Below are 20950 nucleotides of genomic sequence, written 5' to 3' on the forward strand. Positions count from 1 at the left end.
ATCTCACGCGAGTGCTGAGAATCCTGGGCTTTAAAAAGACAATGAAGGCGATGCGGCTGGTGGGTGCGTGAGAACCCCTTTAGGCCCTGAAAAAAAGCCATAAACTCGTCTGGAACGCGTTGGAGAGGCTCGCAGTCTCGTCGTCCCATTGATGGCCGAAAAGGCAACCAAACGTACTGCGGCGGTCAGCAATCATGCGTCGCATTGCAATCTCATCGGGTTTCCACACAGCCTGGGTCGTTCGCTGCCGGTGGCGGCAGACGGCCGCCGCGCCTAAGGTTTAGTAGGCGGCGTTCTGAAAAGCGGGCAGGCCGCCGTCTCCAAAATATCAGGGTAACCTGACGTACGGCGCGTGAGCCGAAGCGAACAGCTTTGGCAGTGCGCCCATGTCGTCCATGCTGCATGCGATAACGGCCAAAAAGAAGTTTTCGCTTGATAAAACTTATAATAAACTTATAATTGTTCCATGAACACGATCAAGTGGACCCAAAAAGCGGCCAAACAGTTGCGCAAGCTTGACCGGCAGCACCAGGTGGCGGTTCGTGATGGAGTCAGTACGCTGGCGGCAATGCCTGATTGCCTGAGCGTCAAAGCGCTGACCGATCATGAGCATGGTTACCGGCTACGTGTCGGCAATTACCGGGTCTTGTTCAACTGGGACGGCGCTATCCGCGTCGTCGAGATTGAGGAAGTGAGGAAACGCAATGAACGCACGTACTAGCATTCAGGTTATCAACGGGCCGGACGGCAAACCGGCCTACGTGGTGATCCCATACGCGGAATACATTGCCGAGCATGATGCAGAGCGCGGGTTGATTCCGCATGAGGTTGTGAGTGCAACCGTGGACGGTGCGACGCCGGCTCGCGCTTGGCGCGAACACCTCGGGCTGACGCAGGTTGAAGTCGCTGCGCGCATGGGCATCAGCCAGTCGGCCTACGCGCAACAGGAAAGCAGCGAAAAGCTGCGCAAGTCTTCGCGCGAAAAGATTGCGACAGCGCTCGGCATCTCGGCGGATCAGCTCGACTTCTGACCGGGTAACGCTTACCAGATCCGGCGCCGTCAGCGACTCATAAATCCGTTTTTCCATCCACGTATGCGGGCGGCCCGATGCCCGCAAACATTCTCCCCGAACGCCACATGCGCGGCAGCTCGACAGTCTGCTCATGCCAGCGCGCAAGCACGGCGGAAAACCTGCCTTCGCGCTTGGCACGCCGGATTTTCTCGACCACATCCCATCCACGAACGTAAAGCGTGAAGCTGCGTCGGCTCGACAGGAAATGCGGCGCGTACACGCCGACCCACGCGAGCAGTTCAGCCGGCGGGACGTCTGGCGCTGCCGGGTCTGGATCAATGTTGGCGATTGCAGCCGGTTCGTCGGAAGGTGTCGGGACGGTCTGATTTTCAGGCGCCGTGCGCGCGTCAAGCGCGAGCAGGCGGAGCAGTTCGATGCGATGCCAGGGGATTGGCGAGCGACCGGCGACGTAATTGCAGATGGTCCGCGAGCAATAGTGCAGCTTTCTGGCGATCTCGGCGATTGAGAGGCCGCCAGTCAGCTCCAGAAACTCATGCAGACCGCGATGTCGTTGTTCTGCGAACACTCGGAGATCCTTGGAAGTTTGAAGGGCGCGAAATCTAACGTAAACATTACAAAGTTGCAGGGAATGCTACAAATTGTAAGTAACGTCGAACCAAGGTTAGCAAGTTCATTTGACATAATATAAAGCATCTAGCTAACTTAAAGCTGGCGTTACACCTGCGGGATCCAAGCCCCACAAGCGTTAGCGGGTAGCGCCAGCCACCGAAAACCCGTGGAAAATTTTTCCCAAGCGCCCATCCAGATCGACTGGACATCGGGCGATTTCGCGCGTTCGTAAGCTGCCGCCGCGATAACTTCCATCGGTTCGATACCGCAAGTCACAGCGATTTTCAGGGCAGTGGTTTCGTCGAAGTGGCTGCGGCCTGCGCGGTAGCCACTGATCGTCGAAGCGCGAATGTTCAGCGCTTTCGCGAGCGCGTAGTCAGATTCGACCTTGAGACAACGCTTGGCGTCGTCCAGATAGTCAACTGTTCCTTTCATCTTGTAACCCCTTGAAATTCAAGATTAACCCTGACGCGTAGCGTAGTTCGATGTTCGAGAATATGCAACGATCGAGGGTTACGAATGATTCGAGGCCTTGACATAGTTTTAGGTCTCGAACTATTCTCCGGCTGTCGCCTTGGCAACCGGTCCCAAACCCCGCCGGTGCTGGAGTTGATCCCTCCAGCCGCCGGGCGACACTTACGCGGAAAACCGTTCAAGGGGTTGAACAGGGGAGGTCAGATGCGACACATCTCGTTGCAATTCACACATTCAAGTTGCAAATCACTCGGCGCATGCGGGCGAGCGTCGGCGGAGTTCAGCGGCGAAGCGGACGCGATTCGCAGAGAGCTGAACGCACACAACGAAGTGCAACGAGCTCGCTACCGGAAGCATGCCGCAAGTCGGTTGATGACACTCGCACCTCAAGGACGCTCGCACCTAAACGCCCTAGGTGTTGCATGACGCACGTCGATATTCAACAAGCTATGCCACGTGTGGTCGCGCCGGGTGTCATGGAGTGCGGCCCTTACTTTGAACGACATGCACGCGGCGGGTATTTCATCGTCGGCCGGCGTCAAATCCACTGGTACGAAGAAGTCGTGCCACAGGGTGATTCCTATCTGCTAACGCGCGATGAGGCGCTTGGCGCTGCACTTAACGAAAAGCAAGGGCGCGAGTGAATTCCGATATCGCGACTATTGAGCAGCGGGCAGGCCGCACGGAGCTGATTGAAGACCTAGCCGCGTTCGGGGTTGGCGCTGGGGTCATGGTTCCCCCGTTCGTTCTCTACGCCCCGCAGCGCACGCTACGCAGCGATCAAGCGGCGGCCCATGCGCTGAATGCGCTGCGGCCACTTCTGAGCAAGCTGGCGCGGCGCCGCCGTGTCATTCGCTAGGAAATTTCATGAACAAAAAGAAGCCGCAAAAGCCGATGCCGCTTTGGGCGATCTGGCTGGTTTCGCTCCTTGCCTTACTCGCATGGAGTGCTGTCAACGGGGAGCCGCAAGCCGTCGAGCCAGTCGCGGCGCGGTCGATTATCTGTAGGTGATCGGGTAGGGGGTAGGCGGATGTGGGTCTATGCAAACGCCATTGGGACGGAGTTGCCAAAGCTGCCGGCCATGCAGAAGGCGCGTAAGCGTTTGCCGTACAAGTGGTATCGCCGTGCATATCGGAAGGCGGAGGGCGCAGGTCGTGAGAGTGCCCGCAAGCGTGGCGCGGCGCATCTGTTTGACATGAACGCGGCCGATCGCAGCATGGCCGCGTTTGTAGACGAACACGCCCCGGACTCGATGCCGGTTCGCCCTGACGCATCCGATTACGAAATCTGCATGAAGGCGCGCACGCTCGCCAATGATTTTGTGCTTCGGGCGCTCGGACTCGACGCCAATCAAGCGCTTGTCGTCGCGGCTCGCACCTGTGCCGCTTACGGTGTCGTGCTGCCGAATTTCGACGAGCCGGCGCAACAGGTCCTTCGCGTGAAGTGCGAACTGTGGTGGCGCCGCCAGTTAAGGCGTCTCCATATCCGTTCGCTGGAACATTCGAACATCCGCCTGCATTACGTCCACTACAAAGCCGAACCATATGCGAGCGATGAAGCGGTGCGCCGGCGCATCGCGCAGAACCGGCGCAACGCGGCCACTCTCGAATCCGTCACTCTGGAAAACGAACTCGGCCACCGTTTCACGCTCGCCGAGCTTGCGGCAAAGAGCATTTCGAACAAGGCACTGAAACGCGGCGAGCTGATGACGCGTTTGCGCGGCTGTGAAGACCTTGCAATCGCGGCGCACTTCGAAGGTGTGATGTTCACGCTCACTTGCCCGAGCCGCTTTCACGCGATCCGCCAATTGGGCGGCGGCACCCGGTTCATTCCGAACAAGAAATACAACGGCGCATCGGCGCGCGACGGGCAGGAGTATTTGCGCAAGGTGTGGGCGCGGATTCGTGCGCAGCTCAAACGCGAAGGCGTGACCTACTTCGGGATGCGTGTGGCGGAGCCGCACCACGACGCTACGCCGCACTGGCATGGCCTGATTTTCTCGGACAACGTCGATCGCGTGTGCGCGGTGATACGCGCTCACGGTCTGCGCGACTCGGGCAACGAAGCCGGCGCACAGGCTCGGCGCGTGAAGTTTGAGCGCATCGACAGCGCGAAGGGCTCGGCGGTCGGCTACATCGCGAAGTACATCGCCAAGAACATTGACGGCCACGCGGTCGGCGACCACAAGACACAAGAGGGCTACATCGTGCAGGCGGATATGTGGGGCGAAGACGAAATCACACCGTCGCAGCGCGTCGAAGCGTGGGCGGCGCTGTGGGGCATTCGACAGTTTCAGCAGTTTGGCGGTGCGCCTGTTGGCGTGTGGCGTGAGTTGAGACGCGTGAAGGTCGAAGACCTGCCAGCCGCCGAGGAATCGCCGGCAATTGTCGCCGCGTGGCATGCAGCACAGAAAACCGAAACTCACAAAGCAGATTGGGCGGAATACGCGCGGGCAATGGGCGGCATCGCCGGCGAAGAACGCCTGATTTACGTCAAGCGCACTACGCAGCATCGCGAAGGCCGTTACGGTATCGCGCCGGTCAAAGTACCCCACGGCGTCGCCGCCACGGGCATTGCATACATCGTCGACGGTATGTGCGCGTATTCGAAGGAAACAGAGATTTTTGTTCCGGCAACTCGCTTTGAGTGGCGGAAGGTTCAGCGCAGCGGCGAAGCCGCGAGCACTCGGACTCGTGTCAATAACTGTACGCACAGCAATCGGCCAGGGGTGGTCGATCCGGCTGCGCAGCTGGGTCGCAGCAATGAAATCAGCGTCAGTGGGGAAAGGGACTGCGCGAAATGGGGTCAATGGAACCTTTAGAGCGAGGAATTCCCATGGCACAAATGAACATCGATTGTCCGAGCTGCGGCGGCGAAATTGACGCTCGCCATACCGAAGGTCTCTCGACGACGCTGCGACGCATGTACTTCGTTTGCGAAGACTGCGGCTATCGCACGCCAGCAGGGTTTGAAATCCTGTTTTCACTGTCTGCGTCGTCCCGGCCGCGCGAAGGCGTGTCGCTGGAGGTCCGGCCATCGCCCATGTTGCGCGGTGCGGTGAATGCGCGCACGACAACGACCCGGGGGAGCCGGCCGTGAGATTCACGATAGCTTGCCCACATTGCGGCGCTCGCGGTATCGCGCGAGCGATGGAAAAGAAATCCGCAACGGACTGGGAGATCGACTTCCAATGCGATGACGTGACGTGCGGCCATACGTACCGCACGAAGCTCGAAATGTTCCCGCCGGAACTCCCTATACCGAAACGCCAGCACCGGCGGAATACCGAATTGCAGTTTGATCTTTAACCGGCTCGGGGGAGCGATGAATCACAGCGGCACAACTATGCCTACGAAGACGATACAGGTGTTGCTCGCGCTCACAGCGACTGCGACCGCGGCGTGTTTATCGATCCTCGCCGGCTGGCAGCGTGGCGGGCTCGTCGCGGAACGCGTGCTGCTGATCTGCGTTGGTGTCCTGCTGGTCGTCGCCGCCCACCTTCTGCCTGGCCTGTGCCGCCCGCACGGCCGGCGTATCCGTGCGCTCGGCGCAGTACTGTGGATGGGCTGCATGGTGGCAACCTGCTACGGGCACGCGGGTTTTTTTGTCACGGCACAGCGACATGCCGGCGAGATTCGCGCGGCAGCCGTCCCAAAGGTCGCCGAGTACGGTCGCAATCTGGCCGCGGTCGCCAGCGACCGCGCCGGCGTCGTGGCACGACTGGCCCGAGTGGTTGAACGCAAGTGCGGCGAGCGGTGTGGCGCTGTACGGATCGAACGCGCGACCCTTACTGCACGGCTCGCAGCCCTCGACGCCGAGTCGGCCGAAGTAACGCGACGAGATTTGGCGCTTGATCGCGCGAAAGCCGAGCGCACTGCAGCGAAAGCTAATCCGGTCGCCGGGCTGCTGACCGTTTTCGGCGTGGACGCGGGTCAGGTTGACCTGGTCGCGGGCATGGCGTTCGCTGTAGTGCTTGAGGGTGTCGCGTGCTTTTGCTGGCTGCTTGCGCTTCGGCCTTCCGACTCGCTCACCAAGGCTATCACGCCCGCGCGAGTAGCCAGTCACGGACCGGCAGTCACGCCAGTAACGCGCGCCAGTAAGGTAGTAGCGCCGGTCAACAATAACGCGATCGAAGTGGAGGCCACTCGCAGTTCAGCGACTGGCGTGCAGGCCGATGACGTAGCTCGCGTGCTGACCGCGATCCGCGACGGACAGCTACGCAGCACGGTCACCGAGATACGAAAGCACCTGGGATGCTCGCAAGCCAGGGCAGCGACAGTAAGAAAGCAAATTGTGTTGGACGGCAAACAGGGAACTGTAACCAACGTCACATGACCGGCGCCGACAAACGCGGAAGAAAACGGCGCCTGCACAGCCTTAAATGTTCGCCGGTTGCCTTTTCCGGTACGCTTGCAACTGACTGAGTGCTACCGCGGGCGCCATCGTCCACGGGATGCACTCTGACTGGAACTCCAGCAGGAGCAACGAGTGTCACAAAAAAAACCTGAAACGCTTGCAGGGGAATTGGAAGGGCGGCTTCTGAAAGCGATGGAACCTCACGCGGATACGATCTCACGCGGTCTTGCTCTGTTCGACGAATTTCGTCGGCGAGTCCGTGCTGCTGCAGAAGTCCTTGCCAGCCGAATAGAAGGTCCGCTGGCTGTATTAAGCGAGATAGATTGGGTTGACGTCAAAAGGCGGCTAGAGAACCTTCCCGAAAAGTCAAAAAAGGCCATGATCTTGGCCTCGTCTAAAGGCTGGTTTTTCGGCTGGAACGATTCTTTGGAAGATCTGGTTACGCTCGTGGAAAAGCTTGAAAATGTCGATGTTAACGAAATCGACAATATTCTCGCGGACTACCACCGAGAAAATTTTGAATCCGGCGCACAAAATTTAATCGCAAACCATCCGAACAGGGCCGCGGCTATATCGGCAGCGGTCCATGCACATAAATCATTAGGACCGAGCGGATACTTTCTTTCGACGCCTGTATTTATCGCTCAGGCAGACGGGCTGTTGAGTGAAATCAGCAAACTAAAGTCTCCAATGAGTGAAAAAGGCTTGAAGGAATTGCGGAGTAAAATTGAGAAAGACCCAGGGTCATCCGATCTCTTGTATCCACTTCTTATTTTGGATCAGCTTGATTTTTTAAAAAGTGAGTCCAAGCGAAATTTGTGGGCCGAAACCACGGGCCAGTGTTTCAGTGCGCTCAATCGTCACCAGGTTATACATGGCGAGTCGTCGGACTACGGTACGGAGATTAATAGCCTGAAAGCATTTTCGTTTCTCGTTTTTGTTGGCCTGCACCTTCCTTTGATTCTTGAGGGGCGGCATCCCACGGGAATCCTTTAATTAAATAGAACCTTGTGGGAGATTAATCATCGACGCTCTTGATAAAGCTCTGTCGTTCTACGCGGAGCATTACGAAGTGCTAGGCGCTTGGCAATTGGAGTCCGGGATAAAACTCCCAATCCTAGGTGATACCGTTAATCGATTGTGTCGTTTCTGCGGAAAACGACCGCCGGAGGTTACATTCAGGAAGATTGCACACGCCATTCCGCAGTCCTTGGGTAATGACAGTCTTTTCTCCGCTTACGAGTGCGATGATTGCAACGAAAAATTCGGCAAAAGCATAGAGAATGACTTTGGAAAATGGTCCATGCCAATGCGGACCTTTGCTCGGATCAGTGGAAAAAAAGGTATCCCAACCTTAAAAAATGAATCGGCAGGCTGGCGCATTGAGTATGAAGGCGAGAAAAATGGTTTCATGGTAAATCATCGTGAAGGTGATCCAGTTTTTTGCGTAAATGAAAAAGAGAAAACAGTTACAATTCAGGTTGAGCGCGAACCCTATACGCCAATTGCGGTTTTAAAGGCTTTTGTAAAAATGGGTCTGTCCGTAATTCCGGAAATTGAAATGCCAAATTTTTCGGAGGCTGTTGAGTGGATCGGGCAAGCTGGGCATCAAGACAGTTTTATATCAGAACTTTCGGTGATCTATACAATTGCGCCCGGCTCTCTTCCGAACGATAAAATTACAATTCTGATGCTTCGGCGGCGCCCTGAATATATCGGAGTTCCATACGCCTATTTTGTCCTCATTTATGGCAATGAAATGTTTCAAGTGATGCTGCCCTCGCGCGAACGTGACAAGGCGCTAGATAGCAAACTGCTTTCGCTAAATCCCTTTCCACACCCCACGGTCCGATTCGGGGCACCTAGATATCGCCTGCTGGATCTGACTAGCCGGGAAATAGTTCGCGGAGAAGTCACTGCGCTAACGATGGCGTATTCAGATCGCGTGGAGGTTGATGCAAAAAAATAATTTGGCGATCCAGCAACCGCAAAGACATGCGCCGCGCGCATCACGTCGCATCACTCGGCCGTTCGTGACATCACGCCGAAGCCTGCGTAGATTGGCGCTACGGCGGCCGGTGGCGTGGTGCATCAAAACCGGCCACCCAAGAGGAGGGCAGGCGGGGAGGGGGACTGCGATTTAAACCGTCAAAGCGGCTGACTCCGTCCGGCCCCTGTCGTGCCGGGATGCTGCCTGCGCCGCGTGTCGAGGCGCTGGACGGTCTTGTGCGGGTCTGGGGTGGGGATGGCACCCTGCGGGCACCTTGGGCGTTGCGTGGGGCTTGGTAGGGGGCGACGACTTGCAACGGGGCTTGCGCGGCCGGCGCGTAGGGCGGAGAACGGCCAAAACCGGACGCTCGACTTCGTCGGCTGGATTGCTGACAATGTCGGCAAGTCCAAACCGAAAGAGCGCACCGAATGATGCAGTTGCAAGCTCTGCCGCGCGAACTCGCGCTGCAATCGATTTCGCAGCGGGAAATCGTACTTCCACTAAATGCGGCTATCGCTGCGATCGACCACTGTGCGAACCACCAGATCCAGATTTTGGGCTGGGAGGGATGGATTCAGTCTTCGGATGGGCGGGTCGGCCACGGGAACGCGCCGCAGGGAACTACGAGTCTCGAGCATCTTACGATAGCGGAGGCTGCCGACTTCTGTCGTCGGACAATCACAGCTGCCGCAACGGCATGGCTGGAAAGCTGTGCAGGAACGACGGATCGACTGTACTTTTGTGTCACCATTGACTCGACTGGTGCAGCGACAGCGCCATAGGGAGCTGGATTCGGCCATGAAGAGACCTTTGTTCGATGCGTCGCCAGGACATTCAGACGGCAGTTCCACTCAGCAAGCGGTCATTCGATCTCCGAGAGGCGGCGTTTCCAGGCCAGGAACACCTAGTTTTCGCTCGCGCGTCCGCGCTTTATGCGCCTGAGGGTTTCGCTCTTGCCTTTTGAGCGGCTAGTTGGTTAATCATTCCGGGAACAGTGCTTAGATGAATTATTACGCGTGGGAGAATATCTATGAACTTACTCGTTCCTGCGTAAAACTCAGTAGCGACTTTTGCTACCTCAAGCCCATCAATCGCAATGATATCGCTGTACTGGCGGATAGCATCTGGATCGCGATGGGCGATTGTCGAGTTCCTTAAGTGCGTGAACTGACGCTGGGCTCGCGACTGAGCCTTTCGGATGGTTCGCATTGCATCTGTGACGGAAGCCCTTAATTCCTCCGGAACTTGGCCATCGTCGAGTGCTTGTCGTAATTTGTTTCCCGCCACTTTGTCGATGTCCAGTTCATGAATAGTCAGCAACATGACCCGCGCGGCAAGACCTCTTTTCCATGGATCGGAGTGCGTCAAAGCGTCGATTTTCACGGATTGAATGTCTCGTTCTGCGATAAGAAAGAACAGACCAATATTTAAAAGGGCTGTTGCCGCTTCAAAGCCATGTCGGCGCGTTCTCGATGCTTCCGTAGCTGTCGTCTGCAGTGCAGCAACTAAGGCCTTTTTTCTCTTCCGCTCAGACCACTGAAGTCTTGGCCGACTGAAGCGCCTTGCAAGCGCATGCGCGATCCGCCTTATCTTGCGGTGGACCGCGATGCGCACATAGCGTTCGACAAGTTCTTTGCGTTGCTGGAGAAGTCTTCGACGTTTGCGTGGCATGTTAGCCTAGCCTCTTCAAAAGCTGTTTTTTGCCACAGTGGACGCATTGCGGAAAGGGGTTTAATCGCCTTGATGGTTCGACCGTCCGCAACCCGTTAGATTGACGACATTGGCCCGGGCAGGCCCAGTGTCCGCAGGCGATCTCAGTCAGTTGGCATCTAGAGCACGCCAGCACTATGAAGATTTTTTGGACATGCAAATTTCCGCAGCGGCCAACAGTTCCTCAATAGCGCTGAGACGAACGACGGGAATGGGTCGTGTTATGCCTTTTGCATCGCGTGCAAGCCCGAGACGATAGTAACCTAGCTGAGCGGAGGCGAAGCGGGGACGGTAGAATCCTCATCTCCGAGGTAGACCGCGCACAGCACGAGAAAACGAAAAATGACAGGTTCGAACCTTCCACCGAAAGGAAAGTCGGGATCTCAGCCGCGACCAGTTGCGAACGGTAGCGTGGCCAGCAAGCAGGCGCGTTCGCGGCCAACTGAAAGATCGGATGAGTTAGCGAAGCACGTTAGCGGGAAGCGCAAATCGAGCTATTGGGACCCGCTCTATTCCGATAACTTTCGCGGCATCGATAGCGTATTTGATTGGAATATTTCCAACGTGACCGGCATTTCATACTCGGTATGTACGGCAGAGCGTTTGTCATCATTTGTGACGGACAAGAAGCTGACCCGGTGGAGTGCGAAAGGATTTTCTTTTGAAAATTGTGATTTTCGTGGCAATTTTGTGGCTATTGATTTGTCGTTTAATAACTGCCGCTTCTCGGAATGCGATTTGGGGTCCGCCACTTGGAAAGGAGTGAAGTTCTCGAATTGCAAATTTTCACGCGTTTCGCTCTCGCTGGCTACATTTGAGCAATGTCAGTTTATTGATTGCACCTGGTCAGAAATTGGAGTGTCCGGAACCGAAACGAAATTCTTCGATTCGATGATTTCGAATCCGTGGGATTTTGTTATGTCAGCATATACTAATACGGACGCGGGGGTGCTCCTCCAACGAGGACCAACGACTCCTGCTCATCAGAGAATGCGACTGGAGGAAACGAAGGTCAAGATTGCGAGGGCGGTTTTGTCGAATAGCGAGCGAAATGCCGACGATAACGTTTATTATGAAGCGGTAAGAACGTATTTGACGCAATCCTTGGTTTCTAGGCGCGAAAGCGCAAAATTTGTATTGAGTTCCAAGGAAAAGCCGCTGAAAAAGCTTTCTTCATTATGGAGGTTGTCGCAAGCTTCTCTAGAACTCTCTATTTTGAACATTTCAGGTGCGATAAACGAGTGGGGCTACAGTCTCGCGCGCCCGGCGCTGGTTGGATTGTTGATGATTGCGCTGTTTGCGGTCGTTTACAAAATGACCGGTGTAACATGCGGTACGGCCGAGACTGTTGAGGCTTGTACCTGGAAACTTGCTTTCATGACGTCTTTCGACGTCTCGTTGTTGGTCGGCTATACGAAACATGCTGCTGAAAAGACAAAGTGGATTCCTCAGGTTATTTATGGAATCAATGCGCTTGTTGGACTATGGTGGTACGCCATCTTTGTCCCAACTGTAATTAACAGAATTAGTAGAGTACGTTAATGGCGATTTTAGCGCTAGCATTGTACGGGAGTCGCGCCCGCGAGGATCAACAGCCAGATTCGGATGTTGATTTATTTGCCGTTACCGACGATTCTGAATACAGGATGGTCGTGCAGGCCAACATCAATATGGCATGTTACCCTCGCGACCTAGCAATTCAGCGCGCGGAGTCCGGCGATCTTTTTGTTTTGCATATTGCCCTGGAGGCCAAGCCTTTATTTGACCTTTCCGGCGAAATCGATGCTATTTGCGCCAGTTTTAATTACAAAGATAATTATGCGCAAGAAATCTGTTTAGCTTCTGATTTGGCGTGGTTTTTGTTTGGGCATGCGGAAAGCTTCAGGGACTATACTTTCTACAACAGGCGCGTTGCGTGGTGTGTCAGAACAATTTTGATAGCAAAATCGGCGGAAATGCGTAGACCGGTTTTTGCCGCCAAGCAGCTCGGAGAGTTTTCGGGATCTTGGGAGGCATTTTTGTTAATTAATGCGAAAAGCACTGGCCAGTTTATTCCAAGTTATCTTGATTATCTAAAAAAATTTCTAGATCGTTTTGGCTTTCCCAATCCCGTGCCGTCGGGAGAGCAGTTGGACTGGGCAATGAGATTCTCGGCAAGCCGGAATGTAATGGGTTTGAAGACACTATCGAATATTCGGGGCTCTACGGCGGCCGATGAGTATTGATTTTTGGTGAGAGGCGCTCTGGGGATGCGTATTTCTGATGGCACGGAGTCCTGTCGAGCGTGCGGCCGCTGCGCCGGACAGGTAGGGCATCTGCCGTACCAGCGGCGAGCGCCGTTGCTAGTCGGTCGGCCGTCACCTGGCACAAGGCGCCATTTAAACACCGGTTGAGCGTCCGTTATTCCTTCGGAACCCGCCCCGGTCTGGATCCTGAGTGAGCGTCGGCAGTGGGTCGAACTGAGCCGCCGGTCTGCGGTAGTCGTCTGCGAGGCCGCGCGCACCGCCCGGGAAGTTCAAGGGTCATAGCTTACCCAGCGCGTCAAAATGGGGGCATATCATATGCCTCAAAAATACTGTATGTTTACACAGTACTTTTTGAGGCTTATCGTGAAACTCGCAGCTTTTACCCCTCCAACCCTTGACGACCTGCGGAACTGGTGGCGCGACCATCGCGGCGAAGGAGACGTCGAGCGGCTGATTCTGGAGGTCCAGTATTTGCGACTCGTGCTGCTGCGACTACGCGGCGAAGCCGACGAAGCCGTCAGGCTTGCGAGGGAGGTTGATCGCAGCCTAGTCGGCCGCGATTCGCCGATCATGGAATTGCGGATTGTGCTCGCTCAGGAGGTATTACGTGTCGGCGATATCGACGATACACCGCGACACGATGCTGTACCGAGAAGCGTCCGAGAATACGCCCGCAATCCGGACGCGGTAACGTTCGAAGCTCAAAGCCGGCGCAAACGCGGGCAAACTAAATGATCCCTCTCCGGTGTTCTGGCTGCGCCTAAGCCGCCGCCCGTTTGATGGAATAGGGATTAAATCGGACAAGCTCGTCACCGACCCACTCGTTGAGCTGCGTAAAGCGGCGCTGGAGCGGTTCGATTTCGTTGGCCCCGAACACTTCGGCCGCAGTGTCTGCTGCGCCGAAACCGCCTGTGTTGCTCGGTACCACGCCAATAAGTTGAGGCGGGACGCGGTGCGCCGCGAGCAGGTCGTCGCGCGTCACGTTCTTGATGTTGAAAAACTCGTCTTTAGCCGTCACCTCGGACACCGGAATGAGCTGAATCCCTTCTTTCTTGCCCTGCGGGGCGTACATGAACAGATTGCGGAAATTGCCCGGCCCCTTGCTGTTTTTCAACGCCTCGCGCAACGCGTCTACGTCCTCCTGTTTCTGCGCTGCGTCCGTCATGTAGAGGATGAATCCGGCGTGCGATCCGTTTTCATAGTAGCGCCGGCGAAACAGCGTCGCGGACTCGTTCAGCCATGCCGCGTGCAGCGCGCCGAGATATTCGGGCAGGCCATACACTTCCTGATTGATATCCGGCTCAATCAGGTGATGAACGCTACCGGCCGCGAATTCGTGCTTTTCCTGAATACCGTTGACCTGAAAATACCGCTGAAGATCGGTCGCACGACGCATGTATTTCGACGGCGCGCGTTTGAGCGCGAGCGTGCCACCGATACGATTCTGCTGCTTCTCAAGATAGGCGTTTCCGAACACCATGAAGTCAAGCGCCCACTTGTCGAATTCCTCGCGCGTGAGCAGCTTGTGCGGGATGAACGTCGACGACAGCACATTGCGCTTGAAGTAAATCGCGGAGCTGTGATGCACGCCGGCGCGGAAAGACTTCGCGAGACCTGCGAACGACACCGGCGGTTCGAACCACTCGCCCGCCGACCAGCTCTCGACGTAATCCAGAATCTCGGCCCGGTCCATGACCGGCATAGCGTCGCCGAACGTGAACGCTTCGGCGCGCGCCGGCGGCGTTGTGACTGGTGCGGCCGGCGTGGACGCCGCGCCGCGTGCTTGGTGTTGTTTGCGTTTGCTCAATTGGAAAACTCCATAAATCCAGTGTTGTTGGCGGTGACGCCTTCCAGCGGCTCATTGCCGAGTGCGTGCAGGCATGCCCATGCAAGATCGGCGTGGCCGGTTTCCTCGCTGCGGCTCGCCTCATAGGTCACTTTCCGGCCGCTCGCGGTCATGGTTTTGCGGATCGCCATGAACGACTGCGCGAGATCAGTCCAGCCGGCATCGAACTCGAGTCGTCCTTTGCCGATCACCGACAGGCCTTTGAGTACGAGCTGCCCTTTGACTTCAGGCGAGTAGTTGAGCGCCACCGCATGCGGATAGAACTGGCGAACGAGTTGATAGACGCCCTGGCCGATGCCGGTCGTATCGATCGCCATATATTCGACGTTGTATTCCTGCGTGATGCGCCTGATCGCGTCGGCCTGGGCTTCGAAGTCCATGCCGCGCCATTGCTCCTTGTGCAGCACGCGGAACTTGCCACCCGGCACCGCCGGCGGCGCCACCACAATCAGGCCGGCCGAGTCGCCGGATAGCGCCGGGTCGTAACCGACCCACACAGGGCGCCATGCGAAAGGGCGGGGCGCCAGTGGCCTGAAGTCTTCCCAAAGCTCCCACGAATCCACCATGCAGCGCTGCAGATCCGCGAGCGGGAAAATCGATGCCGTGTCGTCGATGAAATGACACATCAGCAGGTTCAGATATTCCTCGGGGCTGTATTCGAGCCGCAGCTCGTCAAGATCGAACAGATTGCAGCCGCCGGCCACCGCGTCTTCAACCGTCACGATCTGGCGCCACTGCCGGTCTTCGCAAAGCCGGCCTCGCGCAAGCGCCTTGTGCGTCACGTCAAGATGCAGGTGATCGACCTTTGCACGGCCGCGATTGAAGTGGTCGCCGGTCCAGAACGAATACGCCTCGTGCTGCATGCTCGACGGCGTGGAGAAATAGGTTTTTCTCCACTTGCTATGCATCGCCATCCCGGATGCGACCTTGTTCAGCTTGCGAAATCCGCCGACCCAGAAATACTCATCAAAGTAGAAGTTGCCGTGATAGCTCTGCGCGGTGCGTGCGTTTGTACCGAGGAAATACAGCATCGCCTCGTTCGGCAACAGGATTGGCTCGCCGGACAGATCCACGTCCGCGGCCTCGCGCGCGAACTGGCACATGTACTGCCGGAAGACGTGCGCCTGTGCCTTGCTCGCCGATAGAAAAATCTGGTTGCGGCCCGTCTCGATGGCGTCGACCAGTGCCTCGCGGGCGAAATACCACGTCGCGCCGATCTGCCGCGATTTCAGGAGATTGCGCGTGCGCTGGTCGCGCTGGCGATACCAGACCTTCTGGTAGTCAAACAGCGAGTCGCGGAACGCCTCGACGATCCGGTCGCGCTGTTCGTCGCTAAATTCGTTGCGCGCGGCCTTCTGTTTGCGCGGCGCCGTGTTGCGCGCCGCGATGTTCGGATTGAGGTCGCTTTCGCGGCCGGTCTCGCCGTACTTGTGGACACGCGCCATGCGCTCGACCTGACGCATCAGCAGATCAACTTCCTTGAAGTCGCGACCGTCCTTTTCCGGCTTCGCGATCAGCACCGCAAGCCGCGTTTCCAGCGACGACTCGATGCGTTCGATCGGCGACGCCTTATCCCATTCGTCGCGCTGTTTCCAGGCCTCGACGGTTGCGCGCTTCAGCTCAAGCTGACGTGCGATCGACGTGACCCGCCAGCCCTGCCAGTACAACGCGCGAGCGATGCGGCGGGGGTCGGCATTCGATTCAAGAACAGGGGTGATGTCGGCGGTTTCTAGCATGGCGCCAAGTTTCTCGCGACGCGCGCGCGAGAGCATCCCCATGCGTCTGTACCCATATCGGGGACATGCGCCAACGGTTGAGCCGCAGCGCTTGCAAACGCAAGATATGAACTCACGCAAACCAACCCTTCAGACCCTGCAGGAGACCTCACAATGCAATCTCGCAAGCTGTCGCTTATGTCGTTCGCCGTTGCGGCGATCGCATTCGCTTTCACGATGGACGCACAGGCGGCAACGCTCGCCGTGAGTAGCGCCCTTAACCACGCCGATCTGATCGGCGGCCACCTCGGCGCTGGTGCGCTCGCGATCGGCTCCGTTACTGCGGCCGGCGCCGGCGAATCGGTCAAGCACGCGGCGACCCGATTTTTCCGTATCGCTGTTGAAGGTGCGACGAGCGACGGCCGGACGATCGACCGCGCATCGCTCACGCAGATGGCGAAGAACTACAACCCGGAGATGTACGGCGCGCGGCTGAACCTCGAACACTATCGCGGCATCATCCCGGACAGCCCTTTCAAGGCATACGGCGACGTGATCGCGCTCGAAACGCGCGATGAAACCGGCCCGCTCGCCGGCAAGCTCGGCCTCTATGCGCAGATCGCACCGACGCCCGACCTCGTTGCGCTCACGAAGGCAAAGCAGAAGATTTACACGTCGTGCGAAATCGATCCGTCTTTCGCCGACACGAATCAGGCGTATCTCGTTGGCCTCGCGGTGACCGACAGCCCGGCCAGTCTCGGCACGCAGGTACTTTCCTTCGCCGCGCAGAATCCGGCGGCCTCACCGTTCGCCAGCCGCAAGCTCAAGCCGACAAACCTTTTTACCGCTGCCGAAGACCCGGTGACGATCGAATTCGACGAAGCCGCCGCGCCGGCGTTTGGCGCGCTGTTCTCCCGCGTGGCCGAGCTGCTGGGCAAGTCGAAGAAGAAAGACGCCAACGACGACACACGGTTCGCCGACGTAGGACAGGCCGTTGAAACGCTCGCCACGCACGGCAAACAACAGGCCGATGCCGTGGCCTCCCTGACGCAGACCGTCAAGGAACTGTCCGAGCTGCGCGAAGCCGATCGAAAGGCATTCGACGAACTGCACACGCAGCTTTCGAAGACCAGCAACACGCCGACACGGCCGCCGGCGACCGGCGCCCCCGCTGCTGTTGTCACCGACTGCTAATCCGCATTCGTGCCCCTCACCGTTCCCGGAGAATTATTAAATGCGCAATGACACCCGGATTGCTTTCAACAAGTATGTGGAAGCGATCGAACAATTGAACGGCGTTCAGGACGCCACGCTGAAATTCGCTGTCTCGCCGAGCGTTCAACAGAAGCTTGAAACCCGCATCCAGGAATCGAGCGACTTCCTGAAACGCGTCAACATGATCGGCGTGACCGAACAGCAGGGCGCGAAGCTCGGCCTCGGGATCGGCGCGCCGATTGCAGGCACCACCGACACCACGAAACAGGATCGCGAAACGACTGACGTCAGCGACCTCGACGAGAACGGCTACGTTTGCACGCAGACGAATTTCGATTCGCACATCACCTATTCGAAGCTCGACGCGTGGGCGAAATTCATCGATTTTCAGGCCCGTTTGCGCGATGCGATCGTCAAGCGCCAGGCGCTCGACCGCATGGCGATCGGCTTCAATGGTACCTCGCGAGCGGCGACCTCCGACCGCACAAAAAATCCGCTGCTGCAGGACGTCAACAAGGGTTGGTTGCAGAAGTATCGCGACCAGGCCGCGGCCCGCGTGCTGCATGAAGGCAAGATCGCCGGCAAGGTTCAGATCGGCAAGGGCGGCGATTACGAAAACCTTGATGCGCTGGTTTTCGACATCCTGTCGAGCATGGTGGACCCGTGGCATCAGGACGACACGGAGCTGTTCGTTTTCTGCGGCCGTGGCCTGATGCACGACAAGTATTTCCCGATCGTCAACACATCACAGGCGCCGACCGAAACCCTCGCGGCTGACGTGATCATGAGCCAGAAACGCATTGGCGGCCTGCCGGCGGTCAGCGTGCCGTTCTTCCCGCCTCATGCGCTGCTGATTACGCGCTTCGACAACCTGTCGATCTACACGCAGGACGGCGGTCGCCGGCGCAACATCGTCGATAACTCGAAGCGCGATCGTATCGAAAACTACGAGTCGAGCAACGACGCCTATGTCGTCGAGGATTTCGGCTGCGGCGCGATGGCCGAGAACATCGAACTCATGCCGAAGGCCGCGTAATGAAAAGCCCCGCCCAACGCCACTACGAACGCGTCTCGGCCGAACAGGCGGCGGCTTCGGCCGCACCGGGCGAATCGCTCGCCGGCGCGAGCGCGTACGAGCTGATGCTCGCGAAGCTGGCGGCCGACCGCCGGCGCCTGAAGGCGATCCAGTCGATCGAACGCAAGGTCGACGTGAAGCGTGCCGAGCTGCTGCCCGAGTACGTGAACTATGTCGCTGGCGCACTGCGCGGCGGGCGGGGCGCGCAGGACGATGTGCTTACAACTGTGATGATCTGGCGCGTCGACGCGGGCGACTTCGCCGGCGCGCTCGATATCGCCCGGTATGCGATCGCGCACCGGATGACGCTGCCCGACCAGTACGACCGGCCGCTCGCGACCGCGATCGCCGAAGAATTCGCGCAGGCCGCACTAGCGGCGTTCAAGCTCGGCGACACATTCGACGCCGACCAGCTCGCCGAAGTGATGGCGCTGACGAGCGCCGCCGACATGCACGACCAGGTGCGCGCGAAGCTGCATAAAGCGCTGGGCAAAGCACTACAGGATTCGGACAGGGCTGCGGCCCTCGACCATCTACGCCGCGCGTTGCAACTCGACGAACGCGCCGGCGTGAAACAGGACATTGCCCGACTCGAAGCGAGTTGAGCGATGCGGCCAGCGCCGACGCTGGCCGCAATTAAGGAGCCCCCCCGGCATGGCGGCGCCGGCTGACGAAATGCAACACCTGACGGAAACGCGTTTCCGACGCCGGCCCACCGCCATCATTTTTCTGAGCCATGTTCCATGAACAGCTTTATCGCGACCGCAGAAGCCACCAAGCCGCAGACACCCGGTTCGCCGGCCGATGCCGCGATCGTCACGAACGATGGCTGGTTTCCCGACATCAACATGAACGCCTTGCGCGCGTCGATGCGGCTCGACGGCACCGTGACGTATGAACGCCTGCGCGACGCCACGCTCGACGCGATCGCGAGCGTGAATGCGGAGCTCGTCACATGGCAGGCCGGCCACGTTGCGGCCGGTCGCGTCGATCTGGCCGCTGTACCGGCGCCGAACATCGGCGGAGAAAGTGTGCAGCTCGCGCGCTATCGCCGCGCCGTCTTCAATCTCGCGCACGCCGACCTGACCGAGCGATACCGCGATTTCGACTCGACGAAGTCCGGCGGCCAGAAGGCTGAAGACCTCGAAGCGACGATCTGCGAAGCCCGCCGAAACGTTCGCTGGGCATTGAGCGACATGCGCGGGCTGTCGCGCTCGACGATTGAGCTGATCTGATGATCGTCATTGCACAACAGGGCGACACCGTCGACGCGCTGTGCTGGCGTCACTACGGCCGCACCGATGGCACCGTTGAGGCGGTCCTCGAAGCGAATGCGGGCCTCGCCGACTACGGCGTGATCCTGCCGATCGGCACCCCCGTTTTTCTTCCCGAGCTGGCGAGCGTCAACACGTCGACGCCGCTGCTGCAACTGTTTGACTGATACACACGAACCCACGGAGCCGACCATGGCCGAACCGAGTACCACCACCCTCGCACTGTCGGCCGCGATTGGCCTCGCGAGCCTCGCACCGGGTATCGACGGCAACGCGCTGATCGGCGCTTTTACGGGCGCCGCGCTCGTTGTCGTCACGTCGAAGGATATCGGCGCATTGAAGCGCCTCGCCTACATGCTGATTTCGCTGGTGATGGGCTATCTGGCCGCGCCCGAGATCGTCAACGCGACCCCGATCAGGTCAACCGGCGTGGCGGCGTTCTTCGCGGCCGCAATGGTCATTACCGTCACGCTGCAGCTGATCGAGCGCGTCAAGACGCTCGACCTGTTCGCGATGTTCAGGAAAGGAGGGTAGGCCACCGTGTTCTATCACTTCACCCCTATCGCGCTGATCGCACTGGCGGCCTATTTCGCCGCAATCGTGCGCGTGCTGACCTACCGCCGGCAGGGCGCCCGGCACCGTCGCCACGTCTCATGGATCGCCTGGGCGCTTGTCGTCGTTATGGGCGGCTCGGCGATCGAACTGGCGCTACACGCGAAATCGACCGGCATTTTCGAAGCGGGCTCGGCGGTGCTGCTGGCCCTGTTTGTCCTTGGCGTGCGCGGCAACGTCGCGCGCCTGCTCTGGAGTAATGAACCATGATGACGCACCGTTTCGGCGACCACGGCGACGACGTTGGCCTGTTGCAACGCCGTTTGATCCGCGCCGGCTACCCGCTCGACGTCACGCACCTGTACGACGACGCCACGGAGTCCGCGGTTATCGCGTTGCAGAAGAAAACCGGCCTCGTCGACGACGGCGTCGCTGGCCCCAAGACGCTCGCCGCGCTCGCGACCGGCCAGCGCGACCCCAAGCACCTCGCGCTCGCCGATCTGGTCGCAGCGGCCGACAGGCTTGGCGTGCCGCTCGCCTGTGTGCGTGCCGTCAACGAAGTGGAATCGAACGGATCTGGCTTTCTGACCGGCGGCCGGCCGGTCATCCTGTTCGAACGTCACATCTTCTGGAAACGGCTACAGGCGCGCGGCATCGACCCGGCGCCGATTGCCGCGAAGTATCCGAACATCCTTTCACAGACGCGCGGCGGCTACATGGGCAAGGCGGCCGAGTATTCGCGGCTCGCGTCGGCCGAGTTGATCGACGCCGGCGCGGCGTATGAGTCGGCGAGCTGGGGCGCGTTTCAGGTGATGGGCTATCACTGGGAACGGCTCGGCTATTCGAGCATCGAC

General features: G+C 58.4%; 27 protein-coding genes. 21 read left to right on the forward strand and 6 right to left on the reverse strand.

The features are described 5' to 3' along the window. The first annotated feature begins 466 nt into the window (after positions 1 to 466). Both BX591_RS35010 and BX591_RS35015 read left to right on the forward strand, forming a co-directional pair. On the forward strand, positions 467 to 721 hold the full coding sequence (locus BX591_RS35010) for a type II toxin-antitoxin system RelE family toxin (RefSeq protein ID WP_111933329.1): 255 nt from the start codon (positions 467 to 469) through the stop codon (positions 719 to 721). Then, positions 705 to 1031 carry a helix-turn-helix domain-containing protein gene (locus BX591_RS35015; RefSeq protein ID WP_111935881.1) on the forward strand — a complete coding sequence of 109 codons (327 nt, stop codon included), beginning with the start codon at positions 705 to 707 and terminating at the stop codon, positions 1029 to 1031. Before BX591_RS35010 ends, BX591_RS35015 begins: the two co-directional genes overlap by 17 nt. A gap of 37 nt (positions 1032 to 1068) precedes the next feature. On the opposite strand, the gene BX591_RS35020 is transcribed toward BX591_RS35015, so the two are convergent. Further along, on the reverse strand, positions 1069 to 1599 hold the full coding sequence (locus tag BX591_RS35020) for an IS21 family transposase (protein WP_111935882.1): 531 nt from the start codon (positions 1597 to 1599) through the stop codon (positions 1069 to 1071). Positions 1600 to 1748: 149 nt separating this feature from the next. Continuing rightward, positions 1749 to 2078, reverse strand: coding sequence for a helix-turn-helix domain-containing protein (locus BX591_RS35025; protein ID WP_035557053.1), 330 nt, complete (start codon positions 2076 to 2078; stop codon positions 1749 to 1751). Between the two features lie 461 nt (positions 2079 to 2539). Here BX591_RS35025 and BX591_RS35030 point away from each other — a divergent pair, with 461 nt between their 5' ends. Genes BX591_RS35030 through BX591_RS35050 form a run of 6 tightly spaced genes read left to right on the forward strand, consistent with a single transcriptional unit; the run spans position 2540 to position 5425 of the window. Next, positions 2540 to 2761: a hypothetical protein gene (locus BX591_RS35030; RefSeq protein WP_035557055.1), complete on the forward strand. Its 222-nt coding sequence runs from the start codon at positions 2540 to 2542 to the stop codon at positions 2759 to 2761. After that, positions 2758 to 2976, forward strand: coding sequence for a hypothetical protein (locus BX591_RS35035; RefSeq protein ID WP_244147207.1), 219 nt, complete (start codon positions 2758 to 2760; stop codon positions 2974 to 2976). The genes BX591_RS35030 and BX591_RS35035 overlap by 4 nt, the downstream gene beginning before the upstream one ends. An 8-nt stretch (positions 2977 to 2984) precedes the next feature. Beyond that, positions 2985 to 3128, forward strand: coding sequence for a hypothetical protein (locus tag BX591_RS36720; protein ID WP_167444682.1), 144 nt, complete (start codon positions 2985 to 2987; stop codon positions 3126 to 3128). Positions 3129 to 3147: 19 nt separating this feature from the next. Next, entirely contained in the window at positions 3148 to 4938 is a 1791-nt protein-coding gene (locus BX591_RS35040) for a replication endonuclease (protein WP_111935883.1), read from the forward strand. A 23-nt stretch (positions 4939 to 4961) separates the two neighbouring features. After that, a complete protein-coding gene (locus tag BX591_RS35045; protein WP_111935884.1) occupies positions 4962 to 5216 on the forward strand; it encodes an ogr/Delta-like zinc finger family protein in 255 nt (84 codons plus the stop codon). Further along, positions 5213 to 5425 (forward strand): Ogr/Delta-like zinc finger protein, encoded by a 213-nt coding sequence (locus tag BX591_RS35050; protein ID WP_111935885.1) that lies wholly within the window; start codon positions 5213 to 5215, stop codon positions 5423 to 5425. Before BX591_RS35045 ends, BX591_RS35050 begins: the two co-directional genes overlap by 4 nt. Before the next feature lie 97 nt (positions 5426 to 5522). Here the strand turns inward: BX591_RS35050 and BX591_RS36725 are convergent, their stop codons facing one another. After that, positions 5523 to 6182 (reverse strand): hypothetical protein, encoded by a 660-nt coding sequence (locus BX591_RS36725; protein ID WP_167444683.1) that lies wholly within the window; start codon positions 6180 to 6182, stop codon positions 5523 to 5525. Between the two features lie 423 nt (positions 6183 to 6605). Here BX591_RS36725 and BX591_RS35060 point away from each other — a divergent pair, with 423 nt between their 5' ends. Together BX591_RS35060 and BX591_RS35065 are read left to right on the forward strand one after the other, a co-directional pair. Further along, the gene (locus BX591_RS35060; RefSeq protein ID WP_146749856.1) at positions 6606 to 7469 is read left to right on the forward strand and encodes a hypothetical protein; all 864 of its coding nucleotides are present in this window, start codon (positions 6606 to 6608) and stop codon (positions 7467 to 7469) included. 76 nt (positions 7470 to 7545) lie between these two features. After that, positions 7546 to 8442, forward strand: coding sequence for an HNH endonuclease (locus BX591_RS35065; RefSeq protein WP_167444684.1), 897 nt, complete (start codon positions 7546 to 7548; stop codon positions 8440 to 8442). 951 nt (positions 8443 to 9393) lie between these two features. On the opposite strand, the gene BX591_RS36285 is transcribed toward BX591_RS35065, so the two are convergent. Beyond that, positions 9394 to 10134: a hypothetical protein gene (locus BX591_RS36285; RefSeq protein WP_146749857.1), complete on the reverse strand. Its 741-nt coding sequence runs from the start codon at positions 10132 to 10134 to the stop codon at positions 9394 to 9396. Positions 10135 to 10515: 381 nt separating this feature from the next. Here BX591_RS36285 and halA point away from each other — a divergent pair, with 381 nt between their 5' ends. From halA to BX591_RS35090, 3 genes are all read left to right on the forward strand, one after another. Beyond that, positions 10516 to 11715 carry an anti-phage Hailong system effector protein HalA gene (gene halA / locus BX591_RS35080; RefSeq protein WP_111935889.1) on the forward strand — a complete coding sequence of 400 codons (1200 nt, stop codon included), beginning with the start codon at positions 10516 to 10518 and terminating at the stop codon, positions 11713 to 11715. Continuing rightward, on the forward strand, positions 11715 to 12398 hold the full coding sequence (gene halB, locus BX591_RS35085; RefSeq protein ID WP_111935890.1) for an anti-phage Hailong system nucleotidyltransferase HalB: 684 nt from the start codon (positions 11715 to 11717) through the stop codon (positions 12396 to 12398). The genes halA and halB overlap by 1 nt, the downstream gene beginning before the upstream one ends. 384 nt (positions 12399 to 12782) lie before the next feature. Next, positions 12783 to 13154 carry a hypothetical protein gene (locus BX591_RS35090; protein WP_146749858.1) on the forward strand — a complete coding sequence of 124 codons (372 nt, stop codon included), beginning with the start codon at positions 12783 to 12785 and terminating at the stop codon, positions 13152 to 13154. Positions 13155 to 13179: 25 nt separating this feature from the next. Here BX591_RS35090 and BX591_RS35095 read toward each other — a convergent pair whose 3' ends face one another. Then, positions 13180 to 14226, reverse strand: a complete 1047-nt coding sequence (locus BX591_RS35095) for a phage portal protein (RefSeq protein WP_111935892.1) — start codon at positions 14224 to 14226, stop codon at positions 13180 to 13182. Further along, positions 14223 to 16001 (reverse strand): terminase ATPase subunit family protein, encoded by a 1779-nt coding sequence (locus BX591_RS35100; RefSeq protein WP_111935901.1) that lies wholly within the window; start codon positions 15999 to 16001, stop codon positions 14223 to 14225. The genes BX591_RS35095 and BX591_RS35100 overlap by 4 nt, the downstream gene beginning before the upstream one ends. A gap of 153 nt (positions 16002 to 16154) precedes the next feature. On the opposite strand from BX591_RS35100, the gene BX591_RS35105 reads away from it, so the two are divergent. From BX591_RS35105 to BX591_RS35140, 8 genes are all read left to right on the forward strand, one after another. Next, positions 16155 to 17174 (forward strand): GPO family capsid scaffolding protein, encoded by a 1020-nt coding sequence (locus BX591_RS35105; RefSeq protein ID WP_111935893.1) that lies wholly within the window; start codon positions 16155 to 16157, stop codon positions 17172 to 17174. 40 nt (positions 17175 to 17214) lie between these two features. After that, positions 17215 to 18231 (forward strand): phage major capsid protein, P2 family, encoded by a 1017-nt coding sequence (locus BX591_RS35110; RefSeq protein WP_111935894.1) that lies wholly within the window; start codon positions 17215 to 17217, stop codon positions 18229 to 18231. Continuing rightward, complete coding sequence (gpM, locus tag BX591_RS35115) at positions 18231 to 18875, forward strand: phage terminase small subunit (RefSeq protein WP_111935895.1); 645 nt, start codon at positions 18231 to 18233, stop codon at positions 18873 to 18875. The genes BX591_RS35110 and gpM overlap by 1 nt, the downstream gene beginning before the upstream one ends. 138 nt (positions 18876 to 19013) lie before the next feature. Further along, entirely contained in the window at positions 19014 to 19505 is a 492-nt protein-coding gene (locus BX591_RS35120; RefSeq protein WP_111935896.1) for a head completion/stabilization protein, read from the forward strand. Next, on the forward strand, positions 19505 to 19711 hold the full coding sequence (locus BX591_RS35125; protein ID WP_035557081.1) for a tail protein X: 207 nt from the start codon (positions 19505 to 19507) through the stop codon (positions 19709 to 19711). Before BX591_RS35120 ends, BX591_RS35125 begins: the two co-directional genes overlap by 1 nt. Before the next feature lie 25 nt (positions 19712 to 19736). Further along, complete coding sequence (locus BX591_RS35130; RefSeq protein ID WP_111935876.1) at positions 19737 to 20078, forward strand: putative holin; 342 nt, start codon at positions 19737 to 19739, stop codon at positions 20076 to 20078. Between the two features lie 6 nt (positions 20079 to 20084). Next, positions 20085 to 20366: a phage holin family protein gene (locus BX591_RS35135; protein ID WP_111935897.1), complete on the forward strand. Its 282-nt coding sequence runs from the start codon at positions 20085 to 20087 to the stop codon at positions 20364 to 20366. Further along, positions 20363 to 20950, forward strand: a 588-nt coding sequence (locus BX591_RS35140; RefSeq protein WP_111935898.1) for an N-acetylmuramidase domain-containing protein, incomplete at its 3' end; no start/stop codon positions are given. The genes BX591_RS35135 and BX591_RS35140, both read left to right, overlap by 4 nt.

It is taken from the genome of Paraburkholderia bryophila (assembly GCF_003269035.1).
Taxonomy (GTDB): Bacteria; Pseudomonadota; Gammaproteobacteria; order Burkholderiales; family Burkholderiaceae; genus Paraburkholderia; species Paraburkholderia bryophila.